The 26,502-nt window shown below is 46.5% G+C and carries 22 protein-coding genes and 3 riboswitches; of the genes, 10 read left to right on the top strand and 12 right to left on the bottom strand.

Annotated features, from left to right (window positions below; genetic code table 11):
• Positions 1–9: 9 nt before the first annotated feature.
• From ACRC6Q_RS00560 to ACRC6Q_RS00550, 3 genes are read right to left on the bottom strand one after another with little or no spacing between them, the layout of a single operon-like run.
• Entirely contained in the window at positions 10–891 is an 882-nt protein-coding gene (locus ACRC6Q_RS00560; protein WP_431465497.1) for an acetaldehyde dehydrogenase (acetylating), read from the bottom strand.
• A complete protein-coding gene (locus ACRC6Q_RS00555; protein ID WP_431465496.1) occupies positions 888–1,679 on the bottom strand; it encodes a 2-keto-4-pentenoate hydratase in 792 nt (263 codons plus the stop codon). Before ACRC6Q_RS00555 ends, ACRC6Q_RS00560 begins: the two co-directional genes overlap by 4 nt.
• A gap of 12 nt (positions 1,680–1,691) precedes the next feature.
• Positions 1,692–2,165 (bottom strand): flavin reductase family protein, encoded by a 474-nt coding sequence (locus ACRC6Q_RS00550; protein WP_431465495.1) that lies wholly within the window; start codon positions 2,163–2,165, stop codon positions 1,692–1,694.
• 377 nt (positions 2,166–2,542) lie between these two features.
• Here ACRC6Q_RS00550 and ACRC6Q_RS00545 point away from each other — a divergent pair, with 377 nt between their 5' ends.
• The 4 genes from ACRC6Q_RS00545 to ACRC6Q_RS00530 all read left to right on the top strand — a co-directional run bounded on the left by ACRC6Q_RS00545 (position 2,543) and on the right by ACRC6Q_RS00530 (position 7,852).
• Positions 2,543–4,363 (top strand): helix-turn-helix domain-containing protein, encoded by a 1,821-nt coding sequence (locus tag ACRC6Q_RS00545; RefSeq protein ID WP_431465494.1) that lies wholly within the window; start codon positions 2,543–2,545, stop codon positions 4,361–4,363.
• Between the two features lie 333 nt (positions 4,364–4,696).
• Positions 4,697–5,902, top strand: coding sequence for an acyl-CoA dehydrogenase family protein (locus tag ACRC6Q_RS00540; RefSeq protein WP_431465493.1), 1,206 nt, complete (start codon positions 4,697–4,699; stop codon positions 5,900–5,902).
• A 23-nt stretch (positions 5,903–5,925) separates the two neighbouring features.
• Entirely contained in the window at positions 5,926–6,897 is a 972-nt protein-coding gene (locus ACRC6Q_RS00535) for a catechol 2,3-dioxygenase (protein ID WP_431465492.1), read from the top strand.
• A gap of 118 nt (positions 6,898–7,015) precedes the next feature.
• Positions 7,016–7,852: an alpha/beta fold hydrolase gene (locus ACRC6Q_RS00530; RefSeq protein ID WP_431465491.1), complete on the top strand. Its 837-nt coding sequence runs from the start codon at positions 7,016–7,018 to the stop codon at positions 7,850–7,852.
• A gap of 56 nt (positions 7,853–7,908) precedes the next feature.
• Here ACRC6Q_RS00530 and ACRC6Q_RS00525 read toward each other — a convergent pair whose 3' ends face one another.
• Positions 7,909–8,913, bottom strand: coding sequence for an EAL domain-containing protein (locus ACRC6Q_RS00525; protein ID WP_431465490.1), 1,005 nt, complete (start codon positions 8,911–8,913; stop codon positions 7,909–7,911).
• 261 nt (positions 8,914–9,174) lie between these two features.
• On the opposite strand from ACRC6Q_RS00525, the gene ACRC6Q_RS00520 reads away from it, so the two are divergent.
• Positions 9,175–9,711, top strand: a complete 537-nt coding sequence (locus ACRC6Q_RS00520; RefSeq protein ID WP_431465489.1) for a dihydrofolate reductase family protein — start codon at positions 9,175–9,177, stop codon at positions 9,709–9,711.
• A 46-nt stretch (positions 9,712–9,757) separates the two neighbouring features.
• Here ACRC6Q_RS00520 and ACRC6Q_RS00515 read toward each other — a convergent pair whose 3' ends face one another.
• From ACRC6Q_RS00515 to mtnK, 5 genes are all read right to left on the bottom strand, one after another.
• Complete coding sequence (locus ACRC6Q_RS00515; RefSeq protein WP_223636194.1) at positions 9,758–10,795, bottom strand: ABC transporter permease; 1,038 nt, start codon at positions 10,793–10,795, stop codon at positions 9,758–9,760.
• Entirely contained in the window at positions 10,719–12,275 is a 1,557-nt protein-coding gene (locus ACRC6Q_RS00510) for a sugar ABC transporter ATP-binding protein (protein WP_431465488.1), read from the bottom strand. Before ACRC6Q_RS00510 ends, ACRC6Q_RS00515 begins: the two co-directional genes overlap by 77 nt.
• Positions 12,276–12,339: 64 nt before the next feature.
• A complete protein-coding gene (locus tag ACRC6Q_RS00505) occupies positions 12,340–13,422 on the bottom strand; it encodes a sugar ABC transporter substrate-binding protein (protein WP_223636188.1) in 1,083 nt (360 codons plus the stop codon).
• Positions 13,419–14,480 carry an S-methyl-5-thioribose-1-phosphate isomerase gene (gene mtnA, locus ACRC6Q_RS00500; RefSeq protein ID WP_431465487.1) on the bottom strand — a complete coding sequence of 354 codons (1,062 nt, stop codon included), beginning with the start codon at positions 14,478–14,480 and terminating at the stop codon, positions 13,419–13,421. Before mtnA ends, ACRC6Q_RS00505 begins: the two co-directional genes overlap by 4 nt.
• Positions 14,477–15,667, bottom strand: a complete 1,191-nt coding sequence (mtnK, locus tag ACRC6Q_RS00495) for an S-methyl-5-thioribose kinase (RefSeq protein ID WP_431465486.1) — start codon at positions 15,665–15,667, stop codon at positions 14,477–14,479. The genes mtnA and mtnK overlap by 4 nt, the downstream gene beginning before the upstream one ends.
• A gap of 75 nt (positions 15,668–15,742) precedes the next feature.
• A riboswitch (SAM riboswitch) is annotated at positions 15,743–15,896 on the bottom strand.
• A 210-nt stretch (positions 15,897–16,106) separates the two neighbouring features.
• Positions 16,107–16,216: riboswitch (SAM riboswitch) on the top strand.
• A gap of 74 nt (positions 16,217–16,290) precedes the next feature.
• On the opposite strand from mtnK, the gene mtnW reads away from it, so the two are divergent.
• From mtnW to ACRC6Q_RS00470, 5 genes are all read left to right on the top strand, one after another.
• Positions 16,291–17,505 carry a 2,3-diketo-5-methylthiopentyl-1-phosphate enolase gene (mtnW, locus tag ACRC6Q_RS00490; RefSeq protein WP_223636182.1) on the top strand — a complete coding sequence of 405 codons (1,215 nt, stop codon included), beginning with the start codon at positions 16,291–16,293 and terminating at the stop codon, positions 17,503–17,505.
• A 5-nt stretch (positions 17,506–17,510) separates the two neighbouring features.
• Positions 17,511–18,176, top strand: coding sequence for a 2-hydroxy-3-keto-5-methylthiopentenyl-1-phosphate phosphatase (locus ACRC6Q_RS00485; protein ID WP_317851914.1), 666 nt, complete (start codon positions 17,511–17,513; stop codon positions 18,174–18,176).
• The gene (locus ACRC6Q_RS00480; protein ID WP_431465485.1) at positions 18,173–18,787 is read left to right on the top strand and encodes a methylthioribulose 1-phosphate dehydratase; all 615 of its coding nucleotides are present in this window, start codon (positions 18,173–18,175) and stop codon (positions 18,785–18,787) included. Before ACRC6Q_RS00485 ends, ACRC6Q_RS00480 begins: the two co-directional genes overlap by 4 nt.
• Before the next feature lie 15 nt (positions 18,788–18,802).
• Positions 18,803–19,339 carry a 1,2-dihydroxy-3-keto-5-methylthiopentene dioxygenase gene (locus tag ACRC6Q_RS00475; protein WP_223636173.1) on the top strand — a complete coding sequence of 179 codons (537 nt, stop codon included), beginning with the start codon at positions 18,803–18,805 and terminating at the stop codon, positions 19,337–19,339.
• A 134-nt stretch (positions 19,340–19,473) separates the two neighbouring features.
• Positions 19,474–22,704: a hypothetical protein gene (locus tag ACRC6Q_RS00470; RefSeq protein ID WP_431465484.1), complete on the top strand. Its 3,231-nt coding sequence runs from the start codon at positions 19,474–19,476 to the stop codon at positions 22,702–22,704.
• A gap of 30 nt (positions 22,705–22,734) precedes the next feature.
• Here ACRC6Q_RS00470 and ACRC6Q_RS00465 read toward each other — a convergent pair whose 3' ends face one another.
• From ACRC6Q_RS00465 to ACRC6Q_RS00455, 3 genes are all read right to left on the bottom strand, one after another.
• A complete protein-coding gene (locus ACRC6Q_RS00465) occupies positions 22,735–24,174 on the bottom strand; it encodes a glycosyltransferase (protein WP_223636169.1) in 1,440 nt (479 codons plus the stop codon).
• Entirely contained in the window at positions 24,171–25,217 is a 1,047-nt protein-coding gene (locus ACRC6Q_RS00460; protein WP_431465483.1) for a HEAT repeat domain-containing protein, read from the bottom strand. Before ACRC6Q_RS00460 ends, ACRC6Q_RS00465 begins: the two co-directional genes overlap by 4 nt.
• A gap of 168 nt (positions 25,218–25,385) precedes the next feature.
• Positions 25,386–26,255 (bottom strand): amidase, encoded by an 870-nt coding sequence (locus ACRC6Q_RS00455; protein WP_431465482.1) that lies wholly within the window; start codon positions 26,253–26,255, stop codon positions 25,386–25,388.
• A 47-nt stretch (positions 26,256–26,302) separates the two neighbouring features.
• Positions 26,303–26,390: riboswitch (cyclic di-GMP riboswitch) on the bottom strand.
• Between the last annotated feature and the right edge of the window lie 112 nt (positions 26,391–26,502).

Raw genomic sequence — 26,502 nt, 5'->3', positions numbered from 1 at the left:
TCCCTCTCCTTACGCGTTTGCCGCTAGTAACTCTTTTGCCATTTCATTGGCTACTTTGGCAGCCGCAGCCGTCATGATATCCAAGTTGCCGGAATAGGCCGGGAAGAAATCACCTGCCCCTTCCACTTCCAAAAAGACCAATACCCGCTGCCCATCGAATTGCGGCGTTCCCCGCAAACGGTAGCCAGGTACGTATTCCTGGACTTCTTTTACCATCTTTACGATTGAATCCACGATTTCAGCTTCGTTGAAATCTTCGTCTTTAATCAATGCATTGACCGTGTCCCGCATGATTACAGGCGGCTCTGCCGGGTTTAAAATAATGATGGCTTTTCCTTTTTCAGCTCCGCCAACCGCTTCAATAGCCCGTGCTGTCGTATGCGTAAACTCATCGATATTGGCGCGCGTCCCGGGACCGGCGCTTTTGCTGGCGACCGTCGCTACGATTTCAGCATATTCCACAGGGGCGACACGGCTGATGGCATAGACCATCGGAATGGTTGCCTGTCCGCCGCATGTCACCATATTGACGTTCGGTGATGCGAAATTCTCTTTCAGATTTACGGGTGGAACCGTGAAAGGCCCAATTGCTGCAGGCGTCAAATCGATCACTTTCTTGCCGGCTTTCGTCAGCAGATCGCTATGCGTCTGATGTGCATAGGCACTGGTCGCATCAAAGACGATATCGACCAGGTCGATCTGCTCCATCAAGCCGTCAATGCCCGTCGAGATGGCGGTATAGCCGGCATCTTTCGCGCGTTTCAGACCCTCAGAATCCGGGTCAATCCCGACCATGACACTCATTTCCAATGAATCGCAGCGCTCAATCTTATACATCAGATCCGTTCCGATATTTCCTGAACCGATGATTCCCACTTTTAGTTTGCTCATTTTTTCACCTCTGCCGGTTGAAATGAAATGCTGACTTCACCCAATTCACCGAAGTCCGCCTTGAAGCTGTCACCATTTGTAAATGGCAACGCTTTGGATAAGGCTCCTGACAAAACGAACATGCCCGGCTGGATGCTGATATCGTAGCGGCTTACTTCGTTGGCCAGCCAAACGACAGCATTCAGCGGATTCCCTAATACCGCATCACTGCTTGCAGTATCGATGCACTCATCGTTTTTGTAGACCGCCATCCCGACATTGGCGATATCGATATTCGATAGGACCGTCTGTTGCGAACCCAGTACCGCACCCGCTGATGAGCCATTATCTGCTACGGTGTCTTCAAATTTAATGCGCCAATCGGCTATCCGGCTGTCGATGATTTCTATGGACGGAACCACGTAATCCGTCGCATCGATGACATCTTCTATCGTCACATTTGGCCCCTTCAAGGATTTCTTGAAGACAAAGGCGATTTCAAATTCAACCTTGGGCTGTATGAATTGCCCGGGGTCCACATGGTCCAATTCCGGAAAAACCATGCTGTCTAAAATAAATCCATAATCCGGTGTATGGACATTCAGCATTTCCTGCATGACTTTGCTGGTCAAGCCGATTTTCAAGCCTTTGACGACGGCTCCTTCACTCACTTTTTGCTGTATTTGATGCAGCTGGATGCGATAGGCATCATCAGCCGTCAACTGCGTTTCGCTTTCAGTTAATGGAGCAATGGGCTGCCTGAACAGCTCTGCATCCAGCAACTTCCGTGCGATTGTCTGAATTTCCATTAGCTCACCTGCTTATAATTTATTTGTTTCGAGTGCTGTTAACTCGCAATACTGCCCACCGAAGTAAAGAAGCGGACTTTTCTCCTGCAGTTCAAGGCCCGTGACTCTCCCAATGAACAAAGTATGATCTCCTTCTTCATGTGCAGATGCGACATCACAGGTTATTTGTGCGACTGTACCAGCTATGACCGGCAGTCCATCCAAAGTGGAAAAATGGATTTCCCCTTGCGGTTTCCCAGCAAAATGCTGGGAAATCTGTTCTTGATCTTCAGCCAGGATATTAACCGCAAAACGTTGTGATTTTGTTACTTTTTCTAAAAAGCGTGCGCGATGCCCGACTGAAATGACCACAAGTTTTGGATCTAAGGATACCGACATAAAGGCATTTGCCGTCATTCCATGAACGTCCCCTTCGTGAGCTGTCGTCAACACTGTCACCCCAGTTGCGAATTTCCCCATTGCTTGTCTGAATAACAAATCATCCATTTTACATTCTCCTTTGTATTATGATATGGTGGCTAAGTTACTTTTTTGTAACCGCTTACTTTCTTTTTGCTTCACTTGACAGTCGATGAATTTTGGTATTTACTGAATTGAAATTCTTACACCTTGAGAATAGCATCTCCCTAAATCCAAAAATACAACCGATGAGTAGCAATTTTCAATGAATTTTAGTTTAAAACATCTAAAAGGTTTTTTAGTATAGTAATTTATCAGAAAATTAAAAATTATCAGAGCAACCTACGCCGCTTTATGATTTTATTGTTTGGATTACCTAGAAAGTCAGGAAGCAGCAAGAAGGTTTGATTCCCATTTCTATGGCCTGAATAAACAATTTTTCATCTGATGAGGAGGAAACAAGCATGAAACCTAAAGAACTGCACTTGAAAGACGTGTTTGATTCAGATAGAGAGACCATTATCACGGAATTATACGATCGGGTGATTACGATCCCCATCGAATCACGAACCGCTTTAAAAAGAGAACTCTTTACAGTCATTGGTAAAGAACGCACAAAGGGAGTCTTTACCCGCTATGGTTGGCATTGCGGAGTTGGCGATGGAGAAAAATCAAAGTTGTTCAAATGGGATGATGTTTGGGAAGCCGTATATGCCGGACCTAAATTCCATATGCTGCATGGCTATTTGGATAAAGTCGAAATTCTGGAAATTCGCAAGGATCAGGATCAGCTGGAGTTCATTGAAGTGCTGTGGATCAATACATTTGAAGCAGATCAGTATTTGGAAAACTCTCCAGTAAGTGAGGAGCCCGTCTGCCATACCTTATGCGGCTATGCCAGCGGCTATCTGTCGACAGTCCTCGGGCAGCCGGTACTGGTAAAGGAGATTGAATGCCGCGCTATGGGTCACGAGCAATGTAAGTGCATCTGCATGCCCATCGAAAAATGGGGAGACGAAATTTCCAGTGAGCAGGATTATTATCAAGCGACCAGCATGATCAACGAATTGGATGAAGTGACAGAAAAACTGAAAACCGAGCGGGATCACTTGAACAAAGCCAATGACATCCATCAGCAATTGATCCAGGAACTGCTGTCCAAACAAGGCATCCAAAAAATTGTCGATATCCTATTCGAAACAACGGGCTTGACTGCTTTTATCGAAAATGAAAACCATCATGTGCTTGTCCATGCCGGACATTTGGAAGAGAATCTTGAGCTGAAGGCATTGGATTCAAAGCAAACGACCTTCACTCCTTATTCAAAGGACTTTTCCTTGTTGCGCACACCCATTTTCTACGAACAGCAGGTAAAAGGCTATTGCTCATTTGTTTATCCTAGTGGGGAACAGCCGAATGACCTTGACTACATGATCATCGAAAAGGCCGGCTTAACCTCATCGATTATTCTGCTCAATGAAAACATCAAAATTAATACGGAACAAAACATCAAACGAAGTTTTTTAAATGATCTTTTGGAAAGCCGCTTGACGGAAGAAGAAATGTACAAGGTCTCCTATTACCTGAATTTCGACTCCTCTTCCTCCTATTGGATGCTGGCAATCGACCGGAACCACAAAGAACACGAAAATGAAATCGAGTTCAATGAAGAACTGATCCGGTACATCAATCTATTCTTGAATGAGCGCAATATCAATACCATCGTTTCGCAGAAACTCGATAAAATCATCGTTTTGATTGAATATCCTTCTTTTGAAAATTTGCATGTGGGCCAGGAGAAATTCGTCGACCAATTATTGAAGCATTGCCTGCGCCGCTCCTCCTTCTATCGCTTCTCTATAGGAGTAAGTACCGTGATTCAGGATTTCATGGATATCACTGTCCTCTATAAAGAAGCCCTTGCCGCTTTGCGATCCACCAATGATCAATCCAATATCTCCTATTTCAAGCAATTGGGTCTTGAAAGTGTATTGTTTCAAATACAAGACGAGGTGTTGATCGAGCGTTTTGTCAATCAGCATATCGGAAAATTATTGGAAATCGACCTTGAATGTGATTTGATCCGGACGCTTTACGCTTATATCGATAACGGCAACAGCATCAACACTACCGCCAAAAAACTATCGATGTCCATCAGCGGCTTGCGCTATCGCTTAGCCAAAATCAGTGAAATCCTCGAGCAGGATCTGACGGATACGCAGGCAGTGTTTTCGATTTACTTAGCCATCAATATTTTAAAATCAAAAGGGTCAATCAGTCTCTAAATGAACAAGCCTTACTTCTCATTACGCAGAGATAAGGCTTTTTTCTATGGGATTCAAACCGAACAAAATTAAATCATATAGTCATTTAACTATATAAAAAAAGCATTAATTGATTTTAAAGGAATTATAAAGGCCCTTTAAACAACAAAAATAATAATTATGCTTTCGACTATCCGTATATTGAAAAATCATTTAAACGGATATGTTTTAAAGTCTTCATAATTTCCATAGCTTTCGTATCTATTTTCTGATTTTTCTGGCTGTTATGATTCATTTAATTCCAAACCACTGATAAAGAGGTTTTGAAAACGCTTACCAAAAGGAGGAATGGAAATGTCAATCAATCAATTGGAAGTCCAACAAACAACACTGAACCGAGAAGAATTGCTCGAGAAAGCAAAGGGAATTGGACTGATTGCCGAAAAGTACGCTTCTGAAGCAGAAAAAAATGCCAAGCTTTCCGACGAGGTTATCCAAAAAATTAAAGAAGCTCAATTTCATAAACTACTGCGCCCCAAAGAATATGGTGGCCAGGACCTGGATTATTTCACATTCGGCGAAATGATTCGGACCATCGCCTATCACAGTGTTCCAGCAGCCTGGTTAAGCTATTTCTTTGTTATCCATGAAACATGGCCTGCTTTCCTTCCGAAAGAAAGCCGGGATGAACTTTTCAATGATGGCGGCTTGATGGCTGATGTCTTTGCGCCGGTCGGAAAAGTTACAGACGACGGAGAAGGGTACCGTCTATCCGGCCAATGGAATTTCTGCAGTGGCGTTCTATGGAGCGATTGGATTGCTCTGGGTGCTGTTGCAAAACTAAAAGATCGTTCGGATCCCGAGTACAGCATGTACATCGTCCATAAAGATGACGTGAAAATCGTAGACAACTGGGATACATTGGGGTTGCGGGGCACAGGAAGCAACGGCGTACTAGTGGACAATGTCTACATTCCGCCTAACCGAGTGTTTAAAATGGCGCGTGTAATGGCGGGCGAAGGCCTTGGGGAAGATAATTACGACCCCGATTATCAAATTGCGAATGTACCGTATATGCAATTCTTTTTGATGGGCTTCCAGTTTATTCAAATCGGTGGAATCGAACGGCTCCTGCAAATTTTCCAGGAAAAAACGGAGAACCGCATCCGCATTTTCAATAATGGGCAAAATGAAAAAGAGGCTGCCAGCAGTCAGCGCGTCTTAGCGGAAATGAAAATCCAACTGAGCGCATTAAAAGGTTTGTCGAATGAGTATGTTGAGAAATTGACCTACTATCAAAAAAACAGCATGGTGACCCTGGAAGAAGATGAGCGCGAAAAACTATTCGCTATTCGGGGGTATGTTGCAAAAAGTGCTGCGGAAATGGCATTGCGTGTCATGCTGACATTGGGCGGCAACTCTGTTTTCAAAACAGATCCAACAGAGATGTTTCTCCGTGACCTCATAACAGTCGCAGTTCACCCAACACATCTATACGAAGATTCTCTGGCAGCTTACGGAAAGTCCATTTTCGGCTTTAAAGGAAACCCAACGTGGTAAAAAAATCTGAGGAGGCAGTTAAAATGACAAAAGAACCGATTTTAGATGTTGCACAATTAGCCCATGTGGAAATTTACAGTACGGATGTGGAAGGCTCGGTGAAATTCTTCCGGGAGATTCTAGGAATGGAAGAATCCCACCGTGAAGGCAATTCGGTGTATATGCGGGCATATGAAGACTTTTACCACAACACCTTGATCATCACTGCCAATGACGAAGCCGGGCTCGGGCATGTTGCCTGGCGCGCCACTTCTCCACAGGCGCTGGAACGCCGTGCGCAAGTGATCGAAGCAACAGGCTATGGCCTTGGCTGGATCGATGGCGACATTGGGCACGGACGTGCGTACCAGTTCACTTTGCCGGATGGTCATAAGATGGAAATCCTATGGGATGTAGAATATTACCAGGCACCCGAAGACCAGAAAACACCGTTGTTGAACCGTCCGCAAAAGCGTCCGTCAAGAGGGGTGCCAGTCCGAAGAATCGACCATGTAAACTTATCGGCAAGCGAAACGAACAAGAACGTCGCGTTCTTGGAAGAAGCACTTGGCTTCAAAGTGCGCGAGCGCATCTTGGACGGAGACGACAAAGATGTTGCGGCTTGGCTGAGCGTCACGAACTTGGTGCACGATATCGCGGTCATGGGCGATGCACTCGGTGAAAAAGGCCGTCTGCACCATATCTGCTACTGGTACGGCTACCCGCAGCACTTGGCAGATGTTTCCGATTTATTGCTTGAAGCTGGATTTAAGATTGAAGCCGGTCCAGGAAAGCATGGTGTAACGCAAGCTGCCTTCCTCTATGTAATTGAACCTGGCGGCAACCGGGTTGAGTTATTCGGGGATTCCGGCTACCAGATCTTTGATCCAGCCTGGAAAACAATCGAGTGGAAAGGCGCCGACCTTGAACACTCGATCGTCTGGCACGGTTCCAACTTGCCTGCGGAATTCTTTGAATACGCAACACCGGTGAGAACAAAAACACCTGTTGAATAAGGATGCCGTTTCACGCACGAATAGATGAAAAGAATGTCCCGGCATTTGCTGAAAAGGGCTGGAGGAAACTAGCAATAGTTTCCTCCGGTCCATTTAAAAGAATGAAAGGAGAATGATGATGACAACAACTGCAAACATCGCTTCAAAATTCATCGACATCAACGGCATCAACACGCATTACCACGAGGAAGGGACAGGGGAGGAAACCATCATCCTCATCCACGGCTCCGGCCCCGGCGTTTCTGCTTTTGCGAACTGGCGCCTCGTTATCCCGACACTGAGTGAGAATTACCATATATTCGCTCCGGACATCATCGGCTTCGGTGAAACGGATAAACGGGAAAGCAACGACTATCCCGTGGATTTATGGGTCGAGCATTTGATCGGCTTTATTGAAGCAGTATCGGATGGCCCGGTCTATCTGGTGGGCAATTCGATGGGCGGCGCTTTGTCGCTGCATGTCGCTTTACAACGGCCAGATTTAGTGAAAAAATTAATACTGATGGGAAGTGCAGGCATCCAATTCCCTATTTCAGAAGGATTAGAACGGGTATGGGGCTATAAAGCAAGCCTAGAGTCTATGCGCGAGCTGATTAAATTGTTTTCCTATAACCAGGAAGCGGCAAACAATGAGGAACTCGTCCGACTGCGCTACGAAGCGAGCATGCGCCCGGACGTCAAGCAATCGTTCGAGGCGATGTTCCCGGAACCGCGTCAGAACAAGCTCGATGAACTGGCATTGACGGACGACGAAATCCGCCAGATCCAGATTCCGGCACTGCTGTTCCATGGCCTGAACGACCAGGTCATCCCGATTGAGCGCACGAGCTACCGGCTGATCGAGCTATTGCCGCACGCAGAGCTTCATGTGTTCAATGAATGTGGACACTGGACACAGATCGAGAAGACCGAACCATTCGTGGAACATATTTTAAGCTTCATCAAACAACAATGACCATTCAAAAAAGCGTTGAGAATTCAGTTTCTCAACGCTTTTTTCTGTCTTATACTTTATACTTCCAACTGTTTTTCGTACAAAGGCGATGCCGCCGGTTTCCCAAAATAATAGCCTTGGAACAATTGGTATCCCCGTTGCTTCAGCCAATCAAAGTCCTGAGGCGTTTCGATGCCTTCCGCCAAAGGCACAGAACCGATTTCCAAAGCTTTCTTCAGAAACTTCTCGGCAACCTTCTGCTTATCCGTATCCGTTGCAACATCCTGGACAAACTGCATATCCAACTTCATATATTTGGGCTTCAAATCTGCCAGCATTTCAATGGTACTGTAGCCCTCACCCACGTCATCCAATGCGTAATCGAATCCTTTTTCTTTATAATAAGTCAGGATTTTTTTCAAATGATCCAAGTCGTCTACTTTTTCCGTTTCCACCACTTCAAACACCAGAGATTTCGAATCGACGCCTAATTGCTCAGACAATGAAATTGTCGAACGCAGACAAAATTCAGGCGAATAAATCGATGTGGGGATAAAATTGATGAACGCCTTCTCCCCTTTCAGCGCAGCAGCATATTTTACAGCAGTCATTCTGCAGACCCGATCCAAAGCATACAACCGTCCGCGGGTTTTTGCAGCGGGAAAAATTTCATTGGGATAGATCATCGAACCGTCTTCGTTTTGAAAGCGCGCCAGCATTTCGTAGGCAAAGATCTTTTCATCCGCATCCACAATTGGCTGGTAATGGCAGGTCAAACGTTCGTTTTTGATGACCTCGTCTATCCATTCGGTTGCGAAAACCTGGGACATCCCCTCTACTGGCTGCCAGGATTCCTGATTGATGCGGAACGTCACTTGGTCCATATCCAGCAGATCCCTGCAAAAATCCAGGAACTCACGCGCTCCTTTTTCATCCATCTGCAGCTTATTCCCTTTAACGGCAACTTCTATTTCTCTTCTTCCCAAATGATCTATGACTATTTGTAAAACTGAAAGATTCATCTGACCTTCCAGCTTGATTTCGAATTTGAGGGCCGCTACTGTGCAGCTATTGCAATGCATAATCTATCACTCCCCTTTTTATGGTATTTATAGTTTACTTTATAAGTAATAAGAACTGTCGATTTTTAGCAAAAAAATTTAACTTTTTCTATTTTTCCTATCTATATCCAACTGGCCGAATATTTTCAGTTGCTCCGCTCGATTTAAAGGGTATTTTAAATGGAGCTCGAATTAAATCTACTATAGACTCTGCTCCTTATCTAAATTACTTCCGTATAAAAGGGCCACCCGTTCGTATTTCATTCGCAAAGGAGAATGGTCATGGGAAAAATTGTTGTAGCGATGTATTTGACGCTTGATGGAGTCATGGAGGAACCTTCGTGGACTGCGCCTTATTGGGATGATGAGATAGCCAAGTTCCAACTGGATCTGCTGTTCGGCACTGATGCACTGCTGCTCGGACGGGTCACGTATGAAGGATTTGCGGCAGCATGGCCAGCGGCAGAAGATGAAGAGGGATTTGCCGAACGAATGAACAAATTGCCGAAGTATGTGGTTTCCACCAGCTTGAAACGCACAGAATGGAATGCCCGCCTGATCACCAGCCATGTGCCGCAGGAAGTTGCCAGGCTGAAAAAAACTGGGCAGCGGCTGTTGGTCTACGGCAGTGCCGAGCTTATCGAAACCTTATTGAAGCATGATTTGATCGACGAATTGCATCTAATGACATTTCCGCTCGTTTTAGGTGAAGGAAAACGGCTGTTCAAGGAAAATGCCGACCAGAAAATGTTCAATCTCCAGGAAATCCGTTCCACAGACTCAGGCGTCCTCATTGCCAGCTATACGCCGGATAAATAATGACAAACAAAAAGGCTTCCGTATAGGAAGCCTCTTTGTTTGCGAATCATGTTTTGGAGAATTTCTTTTTGGCGTATACATAAGTGACTGCCAGTGCAGCGACCAACACGCCTCCTTTGATGATGTCGAATGCGTAATAAGGAAGGTTGAGAATCGTCAAGCCATTCAATAGGATGCCGATGACAGCCGCTCCGAAAAATGTACCGAGTGCATTCGGTTTTCCCGCCCCTAATACCGAGTAGCCGACAAAGACAGCCGCAACCGCCTCCATCATCAATGGTGCACCTGCGTCAATCTGTCCGGAACCTACACGTGCCGTAAACAGGATGCCCGCCATAGAAGCAAAGATACCGGATATGACGTAGGCAGTGAACTTCACTTTTTTGACGTTGACACCTGACAGCGTAGCCGCTTCGGCGTTCCCGCCAGTCATGTAGAGCACTCTTCCCCAACGGGTATGGTTGAGCACTACATAAGAAGCCAGGACCATCACCAGCATGATCCATACCGGAACCGGCAGACCCAGCATCTGCCCCTGGCCAATCCACAGGAACGCTTCCGACAATTGGCCGGGTGCAGTGCCTCCTGAAGTCAGCGGCATATTGTTATAAATCGAATAGCCTTCCGTATAGGTCCGGTGCAAACCAGCCACGATATACATCATGCTCAAAGTTGCCAGCAGATCCGGAATGCCGATGACGACAATCAGAAAGCTGTTGACCGCTCCGACTGCAACCCCGATCAGCAACGGCAGGATCAGCACGAGCCACAATGGCATGTCGTACCACACCATCAATGAGGCGGAAACGACGGTTGATAAAGACATCGTCGAACCTACAGACAGATCAAAACCATCCACCACCAGCGTGAACGTCACGCCTAAAGCCAGTAAAGTCACAATGGAGATTGAACGCAAAATATCCGTAAAATTACCATATGTGAAAAAAGCATCACTGATCGTGCTGAAATAAAAAATAATGAAGACCAGTAATGCGATGGCGCCATATTTAAACAGAAACTGAATTGCGTTGTCTTTCACCGAGCTCTTGCCTTTCCCCAAGTTCTTCTTTTCCGCCACTTGCATACAATAAAATCCTTTCTTGGGTCGCTTCTTGTCGTGATAACTCCTTCACGATTTGACCGTTGTACATTACGAGAATCCGATCGGAAATTCCAATGGCCTCATGAATCTCACTTGAAAAATACAAACATCCTTTGCCGCTTTCGGCCAATTGGCGGATCAGTTTAAAGATGTCGACTTTGGCACCGATATCGACGCCTTTTGTCGGTTCATCAAACAAGTACAGGGCGGAATCGAGGGAAATCCATTTGCCGATCGCCACTTTCTGCTGATTTCCGCCGCTCAAATGGACAAGCGGTGTTTCTGTACTGCCAGTTTTGATGCGCAACCGTTCAATAATCTCATCGGCAAAACGCTTTTCCGCTTTTCGATCCATCAACAGGCGCTTGGAGAACTTTTTCAGATTGGGGAATGAAGCATTGGCTTCCAGCGATTCCTGGACAAACAAGCCTTCTTTTCGCCGCTCTTCCGGAATCAACGCTATCCCTGCTTTGATGGCATCTGCCGGATGTTTGATTTTAGCTGCGCTCCCCGCCAGTTTAATTGTTCCGGCTGTTAAAGGGGTTCCGCCGAATAATGCTTTGGCGAGTTCCGTTTTGCCTGCCCCTACCAGTCCGACGACACCCACTACTTCACCCGCTGCAACCGTCAGCGACAAATCCTTGAGCTTTTGCCCATCGGACAAATGATCGACTTCCAACAAAGCGGTTCCGATGTCATGCGCCCGCGGCTCCAATTCGTGGCTGAGTGCTGCACCGAGCATCGCTTCGATCACACCATCTTGATCGGCTTCTGCCGTATCATAGGTTTTGACAAGCGTCCCTTCCCGCATAACCGTAATCCGATCGCTGATTTCAAACACTTCCGGCAAGCGATGGGAAATAAAGACACATCCAACCCCCTGCGCTTTTAATTTTGAAATGACGGCATACAGTTTTTCCGATTCATGAATCGACAACGGAGCCGTCGGTTCATCGAAAATGATGATTTTCGCTGAATGCACCAATGCTCGGGCAATCAGCACCATCTGCTTTTCCGCCAATGTCAGGCTTGCCGCTTTTTGCTGGACGTCAATGGTTTCCGCTTGAAGTTCAAGCAATGCTGAATAGGCTCGCTTATTGATTTTCTGCTTGGAGACGAATAGATTCCCCTTGCCGGAGAATGTGTCGAGCAGGATATTTTCTGCTACAGTCAATTCAGCCACAATGGCCGTATCCACTTCCTGATAAACGCAGTAGATTCCCTGTTCTTTCGCTGCTTTCGGCGACTCCAGCCGAATGGCGGAGCCGTCCAGATGAATCGTTCCTTCATCCTGTTGATAGACGCCCGACAGAATTTTGATCAAGGTGCTTTTTCCTGCCCCGTTGACGCCGAGAATGGCATGGACTTCGCCTTTTTCCAAATGGAATTCCGCTCCTTGCAATGCTGTTACCGGTCCAAAATTTTTTCCGATGCCGGCCATCGATAGTAAAGGTCCTGCCATTGAGATGCCCCTTTCTGGTAAAAAAAGCTGCCCCATCTTTCAGGACAGCTTGAGATGGTGAAGATTATTGGCCTTCCAGTTCGCGCAGCTCATCCGTATACCCTTGCTCACTTGCGCCCCAGCCTTCTACATATTCGCTTAATTCTTCGGTTGTCACCGTTTCTTCCGGCAAGCTTTCCGCCTCCACGAAAACCGGTTCCAAAATCACTTTTTCTTCCGGTTGTTCACCGTTCAACAGCTGGTACAGGTAACGCACTTGAATGCGTCCGATGTCCGTCGGATCCACAGCTGCTGAAGCCAGCCACGGGCTATTTTCTTTTTGCATCAATTGCAGGTCCTCATCACTCATGTCGATGCCGTAGACTTTGATATCTGTACGCCCTGCTTGTTCAATGGCACGGACTGCACCTTTTGCAAATTCGTCCCAAGCCGCCCATACCGCTGTGATCTCCCCTTCATTCGGGTATTGCTTCAACACAGCTTCCATCTGTGACTGTGTATCCAGTGCCGTATTGTTGGTTGCCGCACCGAATGATGTGACTTCCTTAATGCCCGTGTTGTCAGTTAGGAATTTTTCATATGCCACTTGGCGTCTTTCCATTGGTGCAAATCCGGCTGTCCAGATTTTCACGATATTGGCTTCGCCATTGGCATCTTCCGCCAGTTTTTCCAAAGTCATTTCAGCCATCTGCTGATCACCCTGTTCCAAAGAGACAACGCCTTCTACATCGATTCCTGCATCAAACGCTACTACCGGAATCCCTGCTTCAAGTGCTTTTTCAACCCCTTGGTTCAATGCTTCTTTTGTTCCGTGGTCGATTAAGATGCCATCGACGCCCTGGTTGATTGCTGCATCCAGATTGGACGCCATTTTCGCCAAATCACCTTCAGAAGTGAAAACTGTCGCTTTGCCTCCGAATTTTTCAACCTGTTCTTCTACACCTGCAATATACTGGGCAGAAAATGTCCCTAGGTTGATTTGCATGATCAAAGCAATTTCCTTGCCTGCGAGCGGGTGATCTGAAGCCTCAGCCTCGGTATCTGAAGAAGTCGTTTCTTCGTTGACATTTCCTTGTGGTTGGCAGGCAGCCAATAAAATACTGATAAATAAAAGTGCGGCAAGCAGCCAAATGGATTGTTTTTTCATATTCTTTCTCCTTTTCCTGCAGATGCACCAAGCAAATCAGGGATGTTTTTTTGATAATCGGATTGAATGATGCCTTTTTCAGTGATGATTGCTGTAATGAGATGTGCCGGTGTGACATCAAATGCCGGATTAAATACTTTTGTGCCGAGTGGTGCCACCGGCTGTCCATTCATGTGGGTGATCTCTTCCGGGTTGCGCTCTTCGATCGGAATCGCAGTGCCATCTTCAATCGACAGATCGAAAGTCGATGCCGGCGCCGCTACATAAAATGGAATTTTGAATGCATTCGCCAACAAAGCCAGATTATACGTGCCGATTTTATTGGCCGTGTCGCCATTTGCAGCGATGCGGTCCGCACCGACAATAATGGCTTCCACGCCTTTCGCTCCGATGGTGTGTGCTGCCATGCTGTCGGTGATCAGCGTGACATCGACTCCCGACTGCTGCAGCTCCCATACCGTCAAACGTGCGCCTTGATAGACCGGGCGGGTTTCACAGGCGAACACTTCAAACTGCCGGCCACGCTCACTTCCCAGATGGAACGGCGCTAAAGCTGTGCCATATTTGGCGGTGGCGATCGAACCGGCGTTGCAGATCGTCATGACTTTCGTTTGCCCCTGCAGCAGTACCAGCGCATGTTCGCCGATGCTGCGGCAGGATTCTTCATCTTCCCTGTGGATCTTCACAGCTTCCGCCAACAACAGAAGCTTTGCTTGTGGCACGTTCTCCGCTTCGCTTAATTTATCTTTCAGACGGCTGAGCGCCCAACCGAGATTGACCGCAGTCGGTCTTGAGGCGTTCAAATACGCCGCGTCTTTTTCGACATATTGCTGGAAAGCTTCCAGTGAATCTGTATCGTGCCGCTGAGCCCCGATTGCCAGTCCATATGCGGCGGTGATGCCAATTGCAGGTGCTCCACGGACTTTCAATGAAAAAATAGCCTCGTACACGTCTTCCACCGTTTCAAGCGTCAAGTATTCAATACGATGCGGCAACTTCTGCTGATCCAGAATAGTCAGCTGTTGGCCGTCCCATTTGATGGATAAAGGAATGCTCATGTGTGCGCCTCCTCCAGAATTTGCAGTACATCCCCAATCGACGCTGTCTGCTGGCGCTTCAGGATTAATGCTTGTCCTGCCCGCAGCGCCTGTTTCTTAAAGTGGATTCTTTTTTCTGTATCTTCGATGCTGTCCAAGTCTTTGACATGCGCCAAGCCAATCGTCCGGCGGATCAATTCACATCCCGCAAAACCGGCTGCATCTGTCAGCACCTTCTCAAGTACGTACTCCAAATAGCCTTCTGTCTCTTTAAACGATTCGACACTCTCTGTTTTCCATAGCTCAGTGAAGCGGGAAGCGAAAACTTCCCATGTCTTTTCAATATGATCTACAATTACCTGGCGATCTCCATCCTCCCGCGTGATGGACTGGAACATGAGGTTTGCCAAGAACAAGCCGACATCGAATCCGATTGGACCGTAAAAGCCGAATTCCGGATCAATGACCTTGGTTTCCGTTTGGCTCGCAAAGATGCTGCCGGTATGAAGGTCGCCGTGCAGCAGCGCTTCCGATTCAGTCAAAAAGCTCTTCTTCAATTTCGCTACTTCCAGCTGCAGCTTACGATCGCTCCAGATCGCTTCTACCGCTGATTGGAGCTGCGGTTCGTACGCATTGGTTTCAACATCGAAAAAGGGATCTGTAAAGACGAGGTCTTCCGTGATCTTGCAGAGCTCCGGATTGGAGAATTCAGCAGCCAATCCCTTTTTCTCAAAAGGATGCAAGCCGTAATCCGATGTATGGAATAAAGTCTCCGCCAAGTATTCGCCGATATCCTGCGACAGCCTCGGGAAATTCTTTCCGTTGACCAAGCCTTCCCTTGCAATCTCCAGATGGGACAAGTCTTCCATTACCGTAATGGCCAGTTCTTCGTCCGTAGCATAGACTGCGGGTACCAATGAAGGAACGAACTCTCCGTGTTTTCTCAGGACATTGGCTTCAATGGTCGCCCGCTTCAAGGTCAGCGGCCAGCTTTCACCGATTACTTTCGCATATGGCAGCGCCTGTTTGATGATCAGCCGCTTGCCGGTTTGCGGATCTTCAATCTGAAAGACATAATTCAAGTTGCCGTCGCCAATTTCCCGGCAAGTCAATCGGGCATCGCCATCGAATGGGTGGACAACCTTCGCCAATGCGATCGCCGTCGATTCAGTTAATGCTTTATAAGTGGTTGGAACAGTAAGAGTCATCATTTATCTTCCTTTCTTCTGCAATATAAAAAGCCTCTTTCAAAAAGAAAGAGGCCAGAATAAGAGATTCCATGCCTCTTATCTTTCAGAAATTAAATTTCTGATGGAATTAGCACCGTGCCTTACAGGAAATTCATCCTGGCGCCAAAGCGCCCCGTCTCACAACGGTATTACGGTCGGTTGCTGGGCGTCATCGGGCCAAAATCCCTCTGCCAGCTCTTGATAAGAGTACTACGTGTATTACTATTAAGTTTATGAAGAGAATCCTATCACGATTCAGAATTGACTGTCAACGGATTTTTCAAATAAAAACAGTTTTTTGATAACAGAGTTGACAGACTTCTGCGCACATGAAATAATCAGAATTACTTTACTGTATTAAATCGACTTACTTATTTTGGATTGAACCTATAAAATTGTTTTACCCAATTTCATATCTTTCTTATTCAGAGCAGGTGGAGGGACAAGCCCTACGATACCCGGCAACCGGTCCAATGGTGGACACGGTGCTAATTCTTGCAGCCAGAACCGATGGCTGAGAAATAAGAAGTTGTTAACGCCCTTAACCTCTTCTTATTTGAAGAGGTTTTTTATTTTTAAAATTGCATGGGAGTGTGGAATAGATGAGCGTATTGACTGCTACTTATCAAGTATATGGAAAGCCCGGTTCCTTCGAAAAAAAAGCGGAAGGCATCGCTTTGGGTCTGACAATCGGCTCCTGGACAGACTTGCCGCTGCTTGAACAGGCACAACTGAAACACCATAAGGGACATGTTGTCTCCATCGAAGAATTCGCAGAAGACAGCCATCCATTGAAGCCGGAGCTGATAAAGGCAGAACTCGAGATTGCCTACCCGAGCATCAATTTTTCAGCCGACTTGCCTGCCATCCTGACCACGGTTTTCGGCAAACTATCCCTGGATGGTGAAGTGAAGCTACTGGATTTGGATTTCAGCCATGATTTGCTCAGCCACTTTCCCGGCCCGCGCTTCGGCATAGAAGAAATTCGCAATACACTTGGCGTAGCCGGAAGGCCGCTTCTGATGAGCATATTCAAAGGCGTCATCGGCCGCGATCTGGATTTTCTGTCTGCTCAATTGCGCGAGCAGGCTTTAGGCGGCGTAGACCTTGTCAAAGACGACGAAATTTTGTTCGACAATCCGCTGACTCCATTCGAAAGCCGCATCATAACGGGTAAAAGAGTACTGGAGAATGTCTACGAAGAAACGGGCCATCGTACCTATTATGCGGTGAACCTATCGGGCAGAACTTCCGACCTGAGAGGGAAGGCAAGAAAAGCACGAGAGCTGGGAGCGGATGCCTTATTGTTCAACGTCCACGCATACGGTCTCGATGTGCTGCAGGAATTGGCGGAAGATGATGAGATCGGTTTGCCGTTGATGGCGCATCCTGCATTCAGTGGTGCCTTCACTTCATCCGCATTTTATGGCCTAGCTGCGCCGCTCGCACTCGGGAAACTGATCCGCTATGCCGGTGCAGACTTCTCCCTCTTTCCTTCTCCTTACGGCAGTGTTGCCTTGGAGAAAACAGCTGCTCTTGCACTCGGCAAGGAACTGACCAGGGATAGCCCATTGAAACGAAGCTTCCCGGTACCTTCTGCCGGAATCCATCCAGGGCTTGTGCCTTTACTGTTGGCTGATTACGAGATTGATAGTGTCATCAATGCCGGCGGTGGAATTCATGGACATCCGGCTGGCGCAGCTGGAGGCGGCCGTGCCTTCAGACAGGCAATAGATGCGGTGCTTCAGGGAGAATCCTTACAGGATGCCGCTGGACAACACGAAGAACTACAAACGGCTCTTGAGCTATGGGGGTGAACAGATTGAACAAACCGATTATTTTTTGCGATTTTGATGGTACTGTAACGGCCAATGATAACATCATCGCTATTATGAAACAGTTTGATCCAACGGGCTGGGAACCAGTCAAAGACCGAATTCTTGACCAATCCATCTCGATACGTGAAGGTGTGGCGAAAATGTTTTCCCTGCTCCCTGTTTCGGCAAAAGATGAAATTATTTCATATGTTCTGGAACAGGCTGAAATACGGGAAGGTTTCAGCGACTTTGTCGCTTATACGAAAAAACAGGAGTTGCCTTTATACATTGTCAGTGGTGGAATCGACTTTTTCGTCTATCCGCTCCTTGAACCTTTTGGACCTTTTGACGGCATCTATTGCAACGGTGCCGACTTTTCAGAAGATGTCATCAAACTGGAATTCCCGCATGGCTGCGATGAAAAATGCAGCAGCCAGGGCTGCGGATGCTGTAAGCCATCTGTCATTCGGGACCTTTTGGATACCGGCACGAAAAGTATCGTCATTGGTGATTCCATCAGTGACTGGGAAGCCGCCAAAGAAGCCGATTTCGTCATCGCCAGGGATTTATTGGCTGAGAAATGCCAAGAAGCTGACATCGCCTACGAACCGTTTGAAACGTTCCACGAAGTCATTGCGATCGTCGATGACTATATAGGAGTGAAGTCATGACAGCATGGCGGGAAAAATGGCTGGAATTGGCGGATGTCAAAGATGAATTGGCAGTTCGCGACTGGTTTATGGGAACCAGCGGAAATCTAGCCATTAAGGTAGCAGATGAACCACTCGAATTTCTTGTCACCGCCAGCGGAAAAGACAAGAAAAAACGGACCGATGAAGACTTTTTGCTCGTCGATGCCAACGGCCAGCCGGCTGCAGAAACACCGTTGAAACCCTCGGCTGAGACTTTGCTGCATTGTGCGATTTACGGAAAGACAAAGGCCGGCTGCAGTCTTCACGTCCATACAGTCGCCAATAATGTCATTTCCGAGTTATACGGCGATGCCGGAAAAATCGATTTCAAGGGACAGGAATTGATCAAGGCATTCGGATTATGGGAAGAGGATGCTGTACTGACCATTCCCATCATTCCCAATCACGCCGATATTCCAACGCTCGCCGCAGCCTTTGAACCTTATATTGCCGCCGACAAAGGTGCGGTGCTGATCCGCAACCATGGCATTACCGTTTGGGGAAAAGACGGCTTTGAAGCGAAAAAGCTGCTTGAAGCCAGCGAGTTTTTATTTCAATACCAATTAGCGTTGCAACTACAGTTAAAATAAGAGAGGAAGATTCTAATGGCTATCATTAAAATTCAAGGAACAGACGAAACAATTGAAGCACAAAACGAGGTGGCAGCATTTCTCGAGCAGCAGGAAGTCGTTTATGAACATTGGGACAACAATAAATTGCCGGAGCATCTTCGTGAAAAGTTCGACTTGAGCGATGAAGACAAAGAAGAAATCCTTCAGGTATTCAAAACAGAAATTGATGACATCTCAGAGCGCCGCGGCTACCAGGCAGCGGATATCATTTCCCTGTCAGACTCCAACCCGAAGCTGGACGAGCTCTTGAAGAACTTCCAGCGCAAACATATCCATACAGACGACGAAGTGCGCTATATCGTCAGCGGCCATGGCGTCTTCATCATCCAAGGAAAAGACGAGCGCTTTTTCGAAGTTCACCTGACGCCAGGCGACTTGATCTCGGTTCCTGAAAACATCACCCATTACTTTACGCTTGCAGATGACCGGAAAGTTGTAGCGGTTCGCATCTTTGTAACAACTGAAGGATGGGTACCGGTTTACCAGGAAGAAAGCAACGTTCAAAACTAAAGATGATGAAAAGACCCGACAAATTCGGGTCTTTTTTATTTTGAAAAAAATAGGTAAAATTTATCTATTTTTAATAATTTTTAAGCTATAATGTCTTTTGAGTTATATTTTGTAAATAGAAAAGAGTGGTATTGATGAAGAAGACTCTGCTGTCTATAACAGCAATCATTGCTATCCTTCTATTGCCTATTATCATCTGGTTCTTTAAGGAAGAAAAAATAGTAAATGTGGCGATACTTGATAAAACGGTTCCAACTGAAAGTTACCGGGAACATAAAGGACTGACCTGGCTGTTGAATCACCACCGCTACGTGTCAGAAGACAATAAGACGTATCAGGCAGACAGCGATTATTATGGATTTGTCCCTGATGAAAAAGAGAACAGCTATACAACCCGGGATTTACCCGAAAATCTATCTGGAACCGACCTTATCTATCTGGCGGATTCCTATGGTGTTTATGAAGAAGATATTCCATGGAAATCATCGGAAAAAACTCCAGGCAGTTCATCTATGATTTTGGGCGGACTTCAAATGGATGAATGGCAGACCATTAAAAAGCAGGTTCAATCTCAAGGTACGGATTTAGTTGTTGAGTTCAATACCTTCGCCTCCCCGACGCCAAAAGAAGTGGCGCAAGATATGAACGAGTTTCTGGGACTCAAATGGAGCGGCTGGAGTGGCCGCCATTTTGTAAACCTTCAGGCACCTGAAGGCGAAGTGCCTCAGTGGATTGTAGATAATTATGAAAAAAACGATATGAAATGGAATTTTGAAGGTGCTGGCTTTGTCCTGGTCAACGATGCTAAAGGAGAAATCGTGGTTCTTTCCGAAGAATCCGGAGAAGTCGGCGCCAACGGGATTCACCTTGCCTTTACTGAAAAAGGCGCTGATCAATTCACTTTAGCGGATAGTCCTTCTTTCGGTTATTGGTTTGATATCAACGAGGCGGCTGCCGGTACAGAGGTACTGGCAGACTATCAATGGGATCTCGAAAGCACGGGCAGCGAGAAGTTGAAAGCTGCCGGCATTCCTGAAAACTTTCCAGCCGTGTTCCATCAATCCAAGAACGGAGCAGACCTTTACTATTTTGCCGGGGATTTTGTTGATATTGATGATACCCCAAGTTTTTACCGCTATGCCGGATTTTCAACACTTCGTTCATTTATCTCAACGGAATCATTGGATGCCGAAAAGAGTTTTTACTGGCAGACTTACCTACCAATGATGGAGACCATTTTGGCGAATACAGAAGATAAGAAGACTGAAAGTGAAAAGACCGAAGATGAGAATACTGAGATCGAAGCAGCCAAAGCAACTACAGCCGAGAAGGATGGCATCGCCTACCCTTCCCGTGTAAACGGCCAGGCGTTTGAGGTATACCAGGATGGTGAATGGCAGCCGTTCACCATCAAAGGCGTCAATATGGGGATGGCCAAACCCGGAACGTTCCCTGGAGAAGCCGCGATTACGCGGGAGGAATACGACCGGTGGTTCCAAGCAATCGGTGAAATGAATGCCAATGCAATCCGCATTTATACACTTCATCCACCAGCTTTCTACGAAGCATTCGCTGCTTATAATGCCAGCGCAAAAGAGCCGCTTTACCTGTATCACGGTGTATGGATCGATGAAGAGCCGTTGGTGGAGACATTGGACGCTTTTACTCCCGACATCACAGACCGCTTCCAGAATGAAGTTGAGAAAATTGTTGATGTCATCCATGGCGAAGCAGTGGTCGAACAGGAGCCTGGCCATGCCCATGGAACTTACCAGACGGATATCTCTTCCTATGTCATCGGCTGGATGATCGGCATCGAATGGTATCCTGGAGCTGTCCATCAGATGAAACTCGATTACCCTGACTTGGGTGATTATCAGGGAACCCACGTCTACACAGAAGGTGCCACCCCCATGGAGCATTGGCTGGCGCAGCAATTGGATCGCCTTGCGGAATATGAGCTGGACGAATACCAAAGCATGCGCCCCCTCAGCTTCACCAACTGGGTGACGACTGACAATATCGAACACCCAGCGGAGCCAAGCTACTTGGAAGACTTAGCCACTGTTGACCCAAACCACATTAAAACAAAAGGGATGACGGATACAGTCGGTATGTTTGCTTCCTACCATGTTTATCCGTACTATCCGGATTTCTTGAATTTAGAAGAGCGCTATACCGAATATGTTGATCACCGCGGCGAAGCTAATAACTACGCCGGTTACTTGAAGGATTTAAACGATTCACACGACATGCCGATTGTCATCGCCGAGTTCGGTGTTCCAGCTTCACGCGGCATGACCCATGAAAATCCGTTCGGCTGGAACCAAGGATTCATTTCCGAACAGCAGCAAGGTGAAATCGTCAACCGTCTATATGAAGATATTCTTGAAGAAGGCATGCTTGGCGGTATGGTTTTCACCTGGCAGGATGAGTGGTTCAAACGCACGTGGAATACGATGGATTATGACAATCCGAACGAACGGCCTTTCTGGTCGAATGCCCAAACCAACGAGCAGCAATTCGGTCTGTTGAGCTTTGATCGCCATAAAGTGAAAGTCGATGGCGAGGATGACTGGTCAGGTGGCCAAACCCTTTACGAAAAAGACAGCGGAGCTCTTAGAGCACTGGAGATGGATTCGGATGAGCGGTATGTCTACATTAAAGCCCAATTCGATCCAGCCAATAAAAACTGGTGGGACAAACAGGATTTCACTCTTTATTTCAGCACCCGTGAAGACCAAGGCATCGCGGTTGATGCCTTGAAGAAAACAGAGTTTCTGGCGGACTTCCAGTTGAAAGTGGAAGACCTGGAGCAGGCACGTTTGCAGGTGGCGGGCGATTACGACAGCTTCTATTATGATTATCATGAACGCCTTGAAATGATTCCCGCGGAAGAAAAGATCGAATCGACCTTCCATCCGATCCGATTGGCTTTGAACAAAGAATTTGTTCGTCCGGACACAGGCGAAATTTATCCATTTGATGCCTATGAAACTGGGGTCCTTCGATTCGGCATCGCCAACCCGGAACATGAAAATTATGATTCCTTGAATGATTATTATTACGATAAGGGGACGGGAATCATGGAAATCCGAATTCCATGGATGTTGCTGAATGCCAAAGACCCGGCGAAGCACGAATTTATCGGCGATCTCTGGAAAGAGGGGATCGAATCTTCCGAAACGATCGACGGATTGGATGTCACCGCCAGTTTAACCGGACCGGACGGAAAAGCAGTTGAAACCTTTGAGGCCGATAAAGCTGCCCGGTACTCCTGGGAACCTTGGGGCTTGCCGAAAACTGATGAACGGTTGAAGCAATCGTATTATATTTTACAAGAGACTTTTGACGAGACAGAGTGACGTAAACCAACTAAAAAAGAAGGAAGCCCTTTACAGGCTTCCTTCTTTTTGTTCGTCATCGGAGAACACACCTTTGCGCTCCATGTCTCCCCATACTGATTTTTTCTTGAATGCATAGAACAAACCTTGCACACGCCAGAAATTCATCAGGATCCGATACCAGAACGTCTCAGTCAGTGCATAGACATAAAGGACGAGGATACTTCTGACCGTAGGATACTTATGGTAGGTCCATTCCTCCAGCAGCACAGCAAGCGCAGACAAGAGAGAACCGTACAGCACCATCACCAGCAGCATGATAACGGCTATGTCCGTCTCAATGAAGGAGAAGGCAAACCCGCCGATGATGATGAAATAACCCATTACTTCAAAGACAGCGCTCAATAGTTCGATAAAGACATAATAAGGCATCGAAAATAACCCGATTCCTCTATATTTCGGATTGAGCATCATTCCGCGATGCGTCCATAAAGTTTCTGCCAGGCCTCTTTGCCAGCGAATGCGCTGTGCCCGCAAGGAAGCTACTGTACTCGGCGCTTCTGTCCAGCAAACCGGATCCTGGATATATTCGATCCGCTGCTTTGATTTTTCATCTTTGATGGACCGGTGCAAGCGGACAATCAGCTCCATATCTTCACCGACGGTATCGGTTTTATAGCCGCCCACTTTAATGACCCGGCTTTTCTCAAAGACGCCGAATGCCCCTGAAATGATCAGCAGGATATTCACCCGGCTGAACCCAAGACGGCCAATCAGAAAAGCACGGAAGTATTCGATAATCTGCATGACTTCCAATGGCTTTTTCGGTAATGCCACCTGTTCGATGACGCTACGGTTAATTTTGCAACCATTGGCAATCCTCACAGTCCCACCTGTCGCAGTCACCATTCCGCTTGAATCCACAATCGGTTTCATCGTCTTCAGCAAGGCATCCTGTTCGAGGATCGAATCGCCGTCGATTGCTGCAAAATAGGGGTATCTTGAGAAATTGACTCCAGCATTCAATGCATCCGCTTTTCCGCCATTTTCTTTTTCAATCAAGAACAAATGGGGATGAAAAGTCGAGCGATAAGCCCGTTTGATTTCTCCAGTTTTAAAGTGAGTCCGGATCGCCAGTTCAATCGGTTCCATCCCGAATTGGGCAAGTACTTTTTCACTAGTCCTATCCGTTGACCCATCGTTGACTACAATGATTTCATATTGGGGATAATTCAAATTCAGTAAGGAACGGACTGTGCTGACCACGCCAGCTTCTTCGTTATAGGCGGGAACCAGAATGGAAATAGGATATGTGTCTTTATTGATCGACATTTCCTCAATTTGCTCCTGGCGGTTCAATTTTTTCTCTTTACTGATTTTCGGGCTGGCGACCAGAAACAGAATCAAATAAGTCGCACCGGCCGCCAGCATATAAGCGATGATTGCCCAGGAAATAATTTCGATGATTACTGCGATGCCAGTTCCACTCATATGAGGATCCCTCCTTCACGTGTCAGCATATGCCTGGCAATATCTCTGGCGTATGCATCCGCGTGATCAGCCGCCACCTGTTCCAGCACCCGATTGCCGCCTTCAAAGAATTTAAGGTTTTCAGCCCCTGCAAAACGGACCCACCATACATTGTCCGCCAGCAAGTAAATCAAATGGGGTTTGTACTGATCAAAATGGCAGGCTCCCGCCAGCTTAGCTGCGTACATCCGCTCTTGCCAGTGTGCTGAATCGAAAAAGCCGGAAAGAATAGCAGGATTCACCATTTTTTTGTAATGGCATAAGCTGCTCATTGCCTTCAAGCGGACTTCTTTACGCTCATCCTGTAATTTTTTTTCGACAAACGGGAAGAGCATGTCAATCTGATGCTCTCCGCTGAAACTGATGAAGGCGTAAAGCATATTTTCTGAGATATCCTCTTTCAATTGCATCCGCTCCAGCGTCAATTTGAGTAAATCCTGATCCAGGCGATATAGCAATTCCTTGATCATCCCGAATGACAGGTCTTTACTTTCAATGGCGGCATCCATCAACCGCACTTCCTGCAAAGTGGCACAAGCACGGATGCATTGGCGAAATTCTTCATCCCTTTGGCTGATTTTCTTGAAATGCTGATAAATGTCTTCCTTTAAGGAAAAAAGCCGGAAATCTTCGATAAAATACAACGCATTGATGCGCTCTGCCCATTGGCCTTTTTTCAGCATATGACGATAATATTCCGTTAAATGCTTTTCTGCCAATCTATGGATACGTGCTTTCTGTTCGCCCTGAAAACCTTCGGATGCAAATTCATCAAGCATGGTTTCCATCAATTTGAACCGGTTTTTCTTCGCAACAGGCAAACCAGGCTCAGTTTCATGCGAACCCTCTATATACTGCCGGAATTGAGGCTTTAACGTCTCCATTGTTTCTTTTATGGTGTGTTCAACAGCCAGGTTTTTCATTTTCCAGGCAATCAGCAAAGTCAAAATCAGTAATTGAATCCCCAACAAACTGAAAACAATCCATATAAATACCTCTATCATCTATCAAATCTCCTTTTTGAGGCGCCTCCACCGATTTTTATACAAAAATTCCTAAATAATATTAGCGGTTGATAATTTATGGATATTGTAACATATCCATATTAGTTAACTATAAGAAAAAGCAGCCTGGTTCAGCCGAATCGGCCAACCTTGCTGCTTTTCATCCCTTTATGGAGCCATCGTTTTCCAACTGTCCACGTGATGGATTGCAATACCGCCAAACCCTTTTACCCCAGTATAATATGCGGATACTTTGGCCAACTCGACTTTCATGAAAGTTTCTCCTTCTTCATAGAAAGAGATGAAATCCCCTTCATCAGTCTTGTCGGTTTCAACTCCCACCACTACGGGTTTCCCATACTTTACTCCATAAGCAATTTCGTTTTTCACCAGTTCTGTAATCATGGCTGCTGAATCCCGATAAGCCATGAGGGTAACGCTGTGCGTGTTGGCAATTACCCATTCAGCGAGCACACCTTTGCCGTAGGTATTTTTATAGGAAATTTCATCGAACCAGAAAGGCAGATCCACTTCAATCGGCAAGTTCAGCGCAGCTGTGCTGGATTTTGCTTTTGTCAGCAAAGCTTGATAAGACTTAACGGTTGCTGCACGGTTTGTATTCCAGCCGCTGTAAAGATACGGTTCAACATCCAAGTGAACGCCCGAAAATCTTTGGGCCGGCCCAGAATCCCGCTGATAAAGCGATAACCAGGACATCAACTGATCCTGCTGTACAAAACCTTTCGGTGCCACCCAGTCAGGTGCCCCATCCAATGCGTAAATAGCCATTCCTGCTGATCGCGCTTTTTCAATAAAGCTCTGATAACTACTGGCCGGAATATCGGCATCAATCTGCACATAAACTTTGTTTACATCTTTATTCTCCAGAAAAGCCAGTGTTCCCGCTTCATCATTGTAGATCATCCAAGGATTCCATAACCAAGTCGCTTTGGTTTCCACCTCAGTCGCCTGTGCTTCAATCCCATGTTGCGTCAGCATAAACAACAGCCATACACCTGCTATCATTAGTTTTTTCATTTTCCCATATCCTCCCGTTCTGATAGCCGTGGCTCACAGAACGAGGCCGAGGCAACCTGACAACCCTGCGTTTTTCAACGGGTAGGCTCATGGCTTTGCGTCCTTCCCTTTCGGTGAAGTTTGCCTTTTCCAGATTTTCATTATTATATGTCAAATAATTCAAATGCGCCATCTTTTTTTTACCTCTTTCCAAAATGACGATTTAGCGCAATAATCAACAATAGGATTTCTGAATTTCCTGTACAGA

The organism is Planococcus sp. SE5232 (genome assembly GCF_050686535.1).
In the GTDB taxonomy this organism is placed as follows: Bacteria; Bacillota; Bacilli; order Bacillales_A; family Planococcaceae; genus Planococcus.
The sequence above is the reverse complement of the archived record's forward strand: the minus strand, read 5'-3'. Positions and strand labels throughout refer to the sequence as shown.

Bases quoted from the DNA above. Each gene is read 5' to 3' on its own strand.
- ACRC6Q_RS00560 (WP_431465497.1), bottom strand. From the start codon at position 891: ATGAGCAAACTAAAAGTGGGAATCATCGGTTCAGGAAATATCGGAACG.
- ACRC6Q_RS00555 (WP_431465496.1), bottom strand. From the start codon at position 1,679: ATGGAAATTCAGACAATCGCACGGAAGTTGCTGGATGCAGAGCTGTTC.
- ACRC6Q_RS00550 (WP_431465495.1), bottom strand. From the start codon at position 2,165: ATGGATGATTTGTTATTCAGACAAGCAATGGGGAAATTCGCAACTGGG.
- ACRC6Q_RS00545 (WP_431465494.1), top strand. From the start codon at position 2,543: ATGAAACCTAAAGAACTGCACTTGAAAGACGTGTTTGATTCAGATAGA.
- ACRC6Q_RS00540 (WP_431465493.1), top strand. From the start codon at position 4,697: ATGTCAATCAATCAATTGGAAGTCCAACAAACAACACTGAACCGAGAA.
- ACRC6Q_RS00535 (WP_431465492.1), top strand. From the start codon at position 5,926: ATGACAAAAGAACCGATTTTAGATGTTGCACAATTAGCCCATGTGGAA.
- ACRC6Q_RS00530 (WP_431465491.1), top strand. From the start codon at position 7,016: ATGACAACAACTGCAAACATCGCTTCAAAATTCATCGACATCAACGGC.
- ACRC6Q_RS00525 (WP_431465490.1), bottom strand. From the start codon at position 8,913: ATGCATTGCAATAGCTGCACAGTAGCGGCCCTCAAATTCGAAATCAAG.
- ACRC6Q_RS00520 (WP_431465489.1), top strand. From the start codon at position 9,175: ATGGGAAAAATTGTTGTAGCGATGTATTTGACGCTTGATGGAGTCATG.
- ACRC6Q_RS00515 (WP_223636194.1), bottom strand. From the start codon at position 10,795: ATGCAAGTGGCGGAAAAGAAGAACTTGGGGAAAGGCAAGAGCTCGGTG.
- ACRC6Q_RS00510 (WP_431465488.1), bottom strand. From the start codon at position 12,275: ATGGCAGGACCTTTACTATCGATGGCCGGCATCGGAAAAAATTTTGGA.
- ACRC6Q_RS00505 (WP_223636188.1), bottom strand. From the start codon at position 13,422: ATGAAAAAACAATCCATTTGGCTGCTTGCCGCACTTTTATTTATCAGT.
- mtnA (WP_431465487.1), bottom strand. From the start codon at position 14,480: ATGAGCATTCCTTTATCCATCAAATGGGACGGCCAACAGCTGACTATT.
- mtnK (WP_431465486.1), bottom strand. From the start codon at position 15,667: ATGACTCTTACTGTTCCAACCACTTATAAAGCATTAACTGAATCGACG.
- mtnW (WP_223636182.1), top strand. From the start codon at position 16,291: ATGAGCGTATTGACTGCTACTTATCAAGTATATGGAAAGCCCGGTTCC.
- ACRC6Q_RS00480 (WP_431465485.1), top strand. From the start codon at position 18,173: ATGACAGCATGGCGGGAAAAATGGCTGGAATTGGCGGATGTCAAAGAT.
- ACRC6Q_RS00475 (WP_223636173.1), top strand. From the start codon at position 18,803: ATGGCTATCATTAAAATTCAAGGAACAGACGAAACAATTGAAGCACAA.
- ACRC6Q_RS00470 (WP_431465484.1), top strand. From the start codon at position 19,474: ATGAAGAAGACTCTGCTGTCTATAACAGCAATCATTGCTATCCTTCTA.
- ACRC6Q_RS00465 (WP_223636169.1), bottom strand. From the start codon at position 24,174: ATGAGTGGAACTGGCATCGCAGTAATCATCGAAATTATTTCCTGGGCA.
- ACRC6Q_RS00460 (WP_431465483.1), bottom strand. From the start codon at position 25,217: ATGATAGAGGTATTTATATGGATTGTTTTCAGTTTGTTGGGGATTCAA.
- ACRC6Q_RS00455 (WP_431465482.1), bottom strand. From the start codon at position 26,255: ATGAAAAAACTAATGATAGCAGGTGTATGGCTGTTGTTTATGCTGACG.